Here is a 5,440-nt window from a genome sequence, read left to right on the forward strand (position 1 = left end):
CTGGCTATCAACCTGGGCACAGAAAGCGTGCTGGAAACATCCATCGCCCTGCATCACACCTATGGCGTTCCATACATTCCCGGCAGCGCGCTCAAAGGGCTGGCGGCCTCCTTTGCTCACCAACATCTGGACGGCGATGAGTGGCGCAAAGAGAGCGGATGGGCACACAAAGAACTTTTTGGCACCACGGAACAGGCGGGCTGCGTTACTTTCTTCGACGCGCTTTATCGTCCGCCAGAATATTTTCAACAGGGAAAGCCCATCACCCCTTTACGCCCCGACATAATTACCGTTCATCATCCAGAATACTATCGAGGCGAAGACACCCCGCCATCCGATTGGGACAGTCCAACCCCCATCCCGTTCTTGACTGCCACAGGAAAGTATCTCTTTGCTATTTCTGGCCCAGAAGAGTGGGTCAACGTCACCTTTGACATTTTGGAACATGCCTTGGAGGCTAAAGGAATTGGTGCGAAAACGTCCAGCGGCTACGGGCGCATGTCATTTGTCGATGATACCCCCTCCGTAAAGATGCCTCTGGTGAAGGAATTTTCACCAACACGCATGCCTGCCCCTAACGACCGATTCAAAGGGATTGTTTTCGATTGGGATAGCAAGGGAGTCTACCTTGAAATACCAGGCCTTGACCCCGATGACTTCTGGGCCTTCATACCAGCCAGTGAGTACCCTTCAGAACACAGGTTCCAGTCAGGGCAAAGGATAAAATGCGTGGTCACCAAGGTCAATGGAGACGAAATCGTGTGCGCATTGGATTGAGCAGAACAGGAAGTTGTGTATGCTAAGATGCGGCTGATAGAGGCAATTCTCTCGAGGTGAGTCTCCCAACATTCCTGTCAGAGACAGGAGCGTCCTTTCGATACAGGAATAACCCCATGAGCAAAACATATTCACATATGATTCTCCTCTCCGGCGAACAGACCGCCCCTAACCTGCTCGCCGCGCGTTACTATGCCCCTGAAAAAGTGTACATCCTGCACACCGATTTCTGGAAGAGCAAGTTGATGGCCGAGCGGCTGGCAATGCGTCTGGAGAGCATGTTCCCGGAAACACGGGAAGTAGCCGCATTTCAACCGGGGAAAGTGACTGAAACCGTCTCCGAACTTCTGGATGAATTACCGGATTTGGTCGTCAACATTACCGGCGGCACAAAGCCGATGTCCATCGGAGCATTACAGGCAGCCCAGCGTGCAGGGAAAGATGTCATCTACGTCCGCAGCCAGGGCGGGAAAACCGAAATCGACACGTACACTTTCTCCAAAGATGGTCATTCCAGAGTACTTGTCACTCACCAAGTCATGGACGCCATCTCCCTGGAAGACTATCTGGTCTCGTATTTTGGCACATCCTACCAGGTGACCGGCGTGCGCGGCAAAAAGGGGACGCTCGGACGGGCATTCGAGGAAGCCATTGAGCAGGCTCTCCAACCCCCAGTGGTAGATGAAATCCACATGGGCTGGAAGCACGAAAGCGGCGCCGTAGACGTGGATGCCGTCATACGCTGTAACAACCAGGTTGGCATCATGGAAATCAAGACTGGCAGCAAAGCACGCTCAGCCGAAGGCATCAAGCAACTGGCTCTGGCTGGCGGTCAGCGCTTCTTTGGCACCTATGCTCGGCGCTTTCTGGTCGTCAATCAGGATTGGACTCGCCTGAGCAATTTAAAAGCCCTGGCTGAGGCGCTTGACATCACCGTACTCGAATTGCCAGAATATCGGGAGCCGCGTCCGCTTCGCTCCGAGGAGATTCAGACCCTGAAACAAGCCATCTACTCCAGGCTGAGCAAACCCGCCAGATACGTACAATGGGAGGTCGTTCGGCAAAAGGTAATCGAGCAATGCGCCAGGATGCAATACTTTCTCAGCACCTATGACGAACGCAAATTTCAGGAACAGGCAGGTGATTGGGAAGCGGGAGACCAGATGATAGATTTTCTCAACAAGTCTATCGGGGAAACCCGCGACAGGATTCTGGAAGACCTGGCAGCCTGGGAGCCGCCCGCGGAGACATCCAGCCTGACCGATATCATCCAATCTGCCATCGAAATGATTGACAATGGTCCGCATTGCAAAAATTGGGGCGACAAAAAAGCCTGTGAAAGAGTGACCAACGCCTTGCGCTCTTACATAAAAGCAGAATGATTCTACGCAAAATCGCCTCATTACCCATCTCTTTCACCCACTTCAGACCAGCGGCAACATCACGGATGCAGGATTGAGTCAATCAACCTCATTTACTTGCCCCCGCCTCGCACCGCCCCCCCGCCATGCCTTGAAATCACCGCAACTATCAATGTACAAAGTGTGCGCAAACCGGTATAGAAAAGTTCGAGAGGTACCTCATGTATTGGACAAAAATAGTCACTTTCGTATTCGAAACAATTCTGCAAGAAATAGTCGTCGTGGCTGCTGGGGTGCTTTTTGCCCACTTCGTCAGACGAAAAGTAGATGAGTGGCGCTTTGGCAAATGGCAGGTTATCCTGAAACGCGGCGAACAAGAGATTCTCAAACGCCGCATTTCCGCTCCAAAGGTGAAATCCATTCTCGATGAGCCTTCTGAATTGGATGATTTTCTCAAAGGAGTGGTCAGCCCCTACGCCTGGATACACTGCGACATCATTGAAAAGGGCGAAGAACTGGGGTTATTGAAAATTGACCACCAGAGCCGCCGCTTCATTATTGACCTGGACAAAAACCCTTCTGGAAACAAAGATTTGCGATTTCCGATTGACGATTGACGATTTTCGATTGCCGATTGCGAATCATAAACCGACAATCGCAAATCGCAAATCATAAATCTAAAATCATAAATCGCAAATCTGAAATCGCAAATCTGAAAATGCTCACCTCCCTCGTTATCCGCCTGCAATCCGCCGAAGATGCCGGCCTGACCTTTGGGAACGGACGCGCCGTGCATGGCCTGTGGTTCAGCCTGTGGCAGCAAGTAGACCCCGAACTGGCTACCCGCCTGCACACCCAAAACGGCGCCCCTCCCTTCACCCTCTCCCCCTTGATGGGCCTGCCGCGCCCCCGTCAGGGACACATCTCGGTTCGCAAGGACCGCCCCACCTGGTTTCGTATCACCACCCTGACCGAAGAACTTTCTACTGCCGTGAAAGAGAACTGGCTGCCCGCCCTTCCGGAAGAAATCGAATTGGCGGGGGTACGCTGGCGCGTGACCGGTTACACCGACGACCCCGCCGAACACCCCTGGGCAGGGAGGGCGCGTTACAGCCAACTTGCCAATCAGCGTTTGTTCGGCAAAGAACAGCCTAAATCCTGGCGGCTGCGTTTCGAGACTCCGGCGGCCTTCCACGGCTCGGCAGGACACCTGCCCTTCCCTCTGCCCGATAGCCTGGTCAAATCCTGGCTGCGGCGCTGGAACGCCTTCGCCCCCATTGCCCTGCCCGATGACTTATCCGACCGGACGCGCTCCGGCGTGGTGGTCAGCGCCTACAACCTCAAAACTGTCCCCGTGCGCCACGGAAAACGTCTGATTGTAGGCTGCACCGGATGGGAGAAACTTTACACCGTAAACTTGCACCCGGCCATGCGCGCCGCCCTCAACCTTCTGGCACACTATGCCTTCTACTGCGGTAGCGGGGCTAAAACCACCCAGGGGATGGGAATGACGCGAATTGAGGATTGACGATTTTTGATTGACGATTTTTGATTGACGATTGCCGATTATCAAATCTAAAATCGTAAATCGCAAATCCAAAATCTAAAATGACCTTGCTCAAACAAGCCACTGCGTTGGATAACCTACACCGCGCCTGGGAGGAAATTGCCGAAAACAAAGGCATTGCCGGCGTAGACGACATCACCATCAAACGCTGGCAGCGCAACTATCAGGAACGGCTACACGCACTTTCCATCAACGCCCGAAACGGGACGTACAAACCCCGCAAATTACGCCTGCGCCGTATCCCCAAGAAAACTCCCGGTGAATATCGCATCCTGCGCATCCCTACCGTCACCGACCGGGTCTTGCAGCGTGCCGTATTGCAAGTACTCTACCCCATCTATGAGCCCCGTTTCCTGGATTGCAGTTATGGCTACCGCCCCGGCCGCAGTTTGAAAGACGCTGTCCAGCGTATCATACTGTGGCGTGTCAACGAATACGAACACGTCCTGGATGCCGACATCGATGACTTCTTCAATCAAGTGGACCATGCTATTCTCCTGAATTTTCTCCGCCAGGATTTACCCGACCAATCCCTCTTCACTCTGTTCCATGCCTGGCTCAAAGTAGGGCGGACATCCCCGGAGGAAGCGCGCGGCATCCCTATGGGGTCACCTATTTCTCCCTTGTTCGCCAATGTCTACCTACATCGTCTGGATATGGCCCTCAAGGAACTGGGATTCCCCATAGTGCGCTACGCCGATGACTTCGTAGTCTTCTCCGAGACCAGTGCAGGAATCGAGCAAGCCTATCAGCGTGTGGAACAAATCCTGAACCGTCTCGAACTGCACTACGAACCAGCCAAAACCCGCCTGACCACCTTTGAAGATGGATTCACCTTTGTGGGCGTACACTTCCAAAATGATTCCTACGAGTATGTGTGGAAAGGCAAACGCGTTGAAGTCCACGGCGATGAAGTAGATTGGCTCTTCAGCCAATACGGCCCGGATTATGATTGATGATTTTTGATTGATGATTGGCGGTTTGGAGGATAATTGATGAACAAAGATGCATTACAAGCCCGGACGAAGCGGTTTGCCCTTGAAAGTATCCGGCTGGTGGATACACTGCCGAAAAGCAAAACCGCCGATGTGTTAGGGCGTCAACTGCTGCGCTCGGCTACGTCGGTTGCGGCGAACTACCGCGCCGCCTGTCGCGGGCGCTCGAAGGCAGAATTCATCGCCAAACTGGGGATTGTGGTCGAAGAAGCCGATGAGAGCATGTTCTGGTTGGAGCTAATGGCCGACGCAGGCCTGGCAGAATCATCCCGGCTGCAGCCGCTCATCCGGGAGGCTGACGAATTAACGGCTATTTTTGTGGCCTCCCGCAAAACAGCGCAGAGGAGATTGTAGATTGTTGATTGACGATTTTCGATTGCCGATTGCGAATCATAAACCGACAATCGCAAATCGCCAATCATAAATCTAAAATCATAAATCGCAAATCTAAAATCGTAAATCCCATGTCCACCCTCTACGTTACTGAACCCGGCGCACGCATCGAAAAAGAATACCATCGTCTCCTGGTCACCAAAGACGATGAAGTCCTGTTACGCGTCCCGCTCCGAAAAATTACCGCTGTCGTCCTGGTTGGGCGCGTGGGAACGACCACTCCTGCACTACACGCCCTCTTGAATAATCGCATCCCCCTGATGCTCGTCAGCCGCACCGGGAAATTGTTGGGCCGCTTGCGCCCGCCCACCGCATCCAATCTCCCCCTCCGACAGGAACAGTTTCGC

At 53.3% G+C, this 5,440-nt stretch carries 7 protein-coding genes; all 7 read left to right on the top strand.

Annotated elements, in window-relative coordinates; genetic code table 11:
- The coding region (gene cmr6, locus D6694_14920) for a type III-B CRISPR module RAMP protein Cmr6 (GenBank protein RMH34894.1) at positions 1-777 on the top strand (777 nt) is incomplete at its 5' end.
- A gap of 116 nt (positions 778-893) precedes the next feature.
- Positions 894-2,159: a DUF1887 family protein gene (locus D6694_14925; GenBank protein RMH34895.1), complete on the top strand. Its 1,266-nt coding sequence runs from the start codon at positions 894-896 to the stop codon at positions 2,157-2,159.
- Between the two features lie 200 nt (positions 2,160-2,359).
- Positions 2,360-2,755 (top strand): hypothetical protein, encoded by a 396-nt coding sequence (locus D6694_14930; GenBank protein RMH34896.1) that lies wholly within the window; start codon positions 2,360-2,362, stop codon positions 2,753-2,755.
- On the top strand, positions 2,752-3,666 hold the full coding sequence (locus D6694_14935; GenBank protein ID RMH34897.1) for a CRISPR system precrRNA processing endoribonuclease RAMP protein Cas6: 915 nt from the start codon (positions 2,752-2,754) through the stop codon (positions 3,664-3,666). The genes D6694_14930 and D6694_14935 overlap by 4 nt, the downstream gene beginning before the upstream one ends.
- An 80-nt stretch (positions 3,667-3,746) precedes the next feature.
- Positions 3,747-4,661, top strand: coding sequence for a group II intron reverse transcriptase/maturase (locus D6694_14940; GenBank protein ID RMH34898.1), 915 nt, complete (start codon positions 3,747-3,749; stop codon positions 4,659-4,661).
- Positions 4,662-4,700: 39 nt separating this feature from the next.
- Positions 4,701-5,054 carry a four helix bundle protein gene (locus D6694_14945; protein RMH34899.1) on the top strand — a complete coding sequence of 118 codons (354 nt, stop codon included), beginning with the start codon at positions 4,701-4,703 and terminating at the stop codon, positions 5,052-5,054.
- Between the two features lie 110 nt (positions 5,055-5,164).
- Positions 5,165-5,440: type I-D CRISPR-associated endonuclease Cas1 (locus D6694_14950; protein ID RMH34900.1), on the top strand; the 276-nt coding region annotated here is incomplete at its 3' end.

Source organism: Gammaproteobacteria bacterium (assembly GCA_003696665.1).
GTDB lineage: Bacteria > Pseudomonadota > Gammaproteobacteria > Enterobacterales.

What these genes read in the sequence shown, in the direction of transcription:
- D6694_14940 (RMH34898.1), top strand. Translation starts at nt 3,747, where the DNA reads ATGACCTTGCTCAAACAAGCCACTGCGTTGGATAACCTACACCGCGCC.
- D6694_14930 (RMH34896.1), top strand. Translation starts at nt 2,360, where the DNA reads ATGTATTGGACAAAAATAGTCACTTTCGTATTCGAAACAATTCTGCAA.
- D6694_14925 (RMH34895.1), top strand. Translation starts at nt 894, where the DNA reads ATGAGCAAAACATATTCACATATGATTCTCCTCTCCGGCGAACAGACC.
- D6694_14945 (RMH34899.1), top strand. Translation starts at nt 4,701, where the DNA reads ATGAACAAAGATGCATTACAAGCCCGGACGAAGCGGTTTGCCCTTGAA.